Here is a 2,687-nt window from a genome sequence, read left to right as displayed (position 1 = left end):
CATCGTTAGATGTAGGATATATCAACAGTTAATTTGTATTTCATGTCAGACATTATAAGGGAAAAATCACAAAGGATAGGTGAGCAGTAGAAAATACTCTCAATCTATCCTTTTTTGTACTACAAATGACCTCAATTACCACAACATATTGTGGTATGCTTTCTTCAACTAAAGCACCCTATAGTTAAAGTAGGAACCTTCACAATCTCTTATACACTTTAACATAATCCAATCCCTTAAATAGATTGTTCTAGAATCTAACTCATTACAAAAGACGTCTTCTTATTTAAGAAAAGCGCCCGATTGGTGAAGATAGATGAATGTATATTTAGATATATGTTAAAAAGCCTGTTTCATTTTGAAAGTATTTTTATGTAAACACCTTTTTTAGCTTTTCTTTCTGCATTAATAGTCAAGGTTTGAACTTAGTCAGATATGTAAGATGCTTTATATAATTTGTTTTCAATCCATATAGAAGGGGCGATTAAACGAACTTTCTTTTTAAGGTGGAAATCAAAATTTATTTCGTCTGCAATGACTTTATTTCCGGATGCAGTTGATTTAATAAAGTATCGATCTCTTGATTTTTTGATAATCTTAGAAGTTCCATTACTTCTTCATCGTGGCTGCATAAAAAAATAGAGGTTTTATGTAAAAAATAAAGAACACTATAAATAATCTAAACAAAGACCCTCACGGAAAAAAAATGCTTGATTTAACAACGTGACTTTGTCTTTTCGCTAATTTTCTTATCCATTTGTCTGTAAAATCCAACAAGCATAATAGTATGTATGAGTGTGACAAGTGTATTGATCGTATATCCGTTTATCTGTATGTATATTTCTTTTTGTATAGATAAAGCGAAGGGCAAAGAATATTCCACATAATACTAATATGTCGCATTGCAGATCTAGGATTTTTTTAGCCATGTCAATCTCCATTTATTACGAGTTGGTCATTATTTTTTTACTTTCAAATTTCCTAATGCAATATTTATAAGTAAGCCAATACTTATTCCTGGAATCAAAAACAACATAGGTGGACCGAAAAGCACCCCGAATACCTTTAGACTTGAGGAATAGATCAACCCTATGGTTACGAAATAAGCACTAAAGACAAACGGTAGAAAGGAATAAGGTGATTTCCCTCCTCCTGCGTCCCGATAAGCGTCCCATACGGAAAACATATAAAGACAGAGATAAAACATGAGCCAATCATAACTGACAAGGTCAATAGCGGATTGAATATCGCCTTGAAAACTGTAAATAATCACTTTGTTAAAATTTGATTGAACATTGATTAAAACTTCTAATCCAATCAAAATTAATCCCTTAAGAAACTTACCATTTAAGAGTTGTCCAAAGCCAGGTAATGCAATACTCCAAAGGACTTTCTCAACTCGTCCTTCCCTTGACATTGCATTCACTGCTTATTAGCTAACTGATCTCGATCCGGTGCTTGTGGCGGTTGCTCTAGCCAACCGTTATCAATCATTATATTGGCTCCATCTTCAGCATATTGTACAATTTCCGCCATTAATCGAGGATAAAGAGCTCCTAAATCGCGTCTTGCACTTGTCCCAAGACTAGCTCCATAATGGGTGACTCCTATCGAAATTAACGCTGTTACATGGTACATCATCAGTTTATCGGAAAATGGGGCAACCGTTGAATCTGTTGCTTCAGCATCCCATTTACTAGCTGGAGGCAGGTGATCCTCACTTAATACTGAGCCGAAAATTTCAATATGTTTGGCTGAAATGTCTCTTCCTCTTATCATAAAGTTACGAACCTCTTGACCCCTCGCCACTTGACTAAATCCCGTGACCAGTGCTTCTCCTAATATATTTCGTACCATACTAAAATAGATATTAGCTATTTCAAGTGCATTAAGAGGTCTACGCTTGCCAAACCAACCTGTTAAATAACTTTGTTTTTGAACGTATTGAACCTGTTTTGGTTTTGGAATATGCGGAGATCTCGTATGGTTTCCCTTTGATAACAATACTTGTAATGCTTGGTTAAATAGTTGCGTGTATTCAGTTAGACAGTTGGTGAAATATTGACTTTGGTCTAATCGAGAAGAATTAGCTAGAGCCATCCCATATGATTCAATTCCGATTTTGCCCATGTTGTGAATGTATGTCAGATAGAACGTATCCGTAAATAAAGGAGGGGCTTGTAAATTAAGATCCTCATTTTCGTTAAATCCGTCCGGAATCGGAAGTTGTTCTTCGTTAAACATAGCAGTTAATTGTTGAACATGTGATTGGGATAACTGTAATGCAAATTCTAAAACGCTACGAATTTCTGTATCTTGAACGGTGGCTAGAGCATATTTAACAACACAAATGACCATCGTATCATTTTGGTAAGCCGTCCAAAGATTTGCCATTTCTGCAGATGTTAAATCAACATGGTGTTCTGTTTGCATTGAAATTCCTCCAACTTTTTATTCGCTGGCAATAATTTTTCCGATATCAAATTAAATATGTATAATTGGGCTGACTAATTTTGAGAGATTTTTTTTCTATCTTTCCCAACGTTGCATTAATTTATATGTTATTACACCTCTATTCGAAGGGTAATTAAAAAAGTAGGGTTTTATGCAACCTCTTATTCAATTAACTGGCCCGATTGCTGAACAAAGATCAAACTGGACTCTTCCACTAAACTCCCTCAATAAAA

At 34.8% G+C, this 2,687-nt stretch carries 2 protein-coding genes; both read right to left on the bottom strand.

Going from position 1 to position 2,687, the window contains the following annotated elements:
- Positions 1-958: 958 nt before the first annotated feature.
- Positions 959-1,417: a hypothetical protein gene (locus COD92_RS31080; protein ID WP_098532292.1), complete on the bottom strand. Its 459-nt coding sequence runs from the start codon at positions 1,415-1,417 to the stop codon at positions 959-961.
- A gap of 5 nt (positions 1,418-1,422) precedes the next feature.
- Complete coding sequence (locus COD92_RS31075) at positions 1,423-2,433, bottom strand: DUF3231 family protein (RefSeq protein ID WP_098532293.1); 1,011 nt, start codon at positions 2,431-2,433, stop codon at positions 1,423-1,425.
- Positions 2,434-2,687: the final 254 nt, after the last annotated feature.

It is taken from the genome of Bacillus sp. AFS037270, assembly GCF_002585305.1.
The sequence above is the reverse complement of the archived record's forward strand: the minus strand, read 5'-3'. Positions and strand labels throughout refer to the sequence as shown.

Bases quoted from the DNA above. Each gene is read 5' to 3' on its own strand.
- COD92_RS31080 (WP_098532292.1), bottom strand. From the start codon at position 1,417: ATGTCAAGGGAAGGACGAGTTGAGAAAGTCCTTTGGAGTATTGCATTA.
- COD92_RS31075 (WP_098532293.1), bottom strand. From the start codon at position 2,433: ATGCAAACAGAACACCATGTTGATTTAACATCTGCAGAAATGGCAAAT.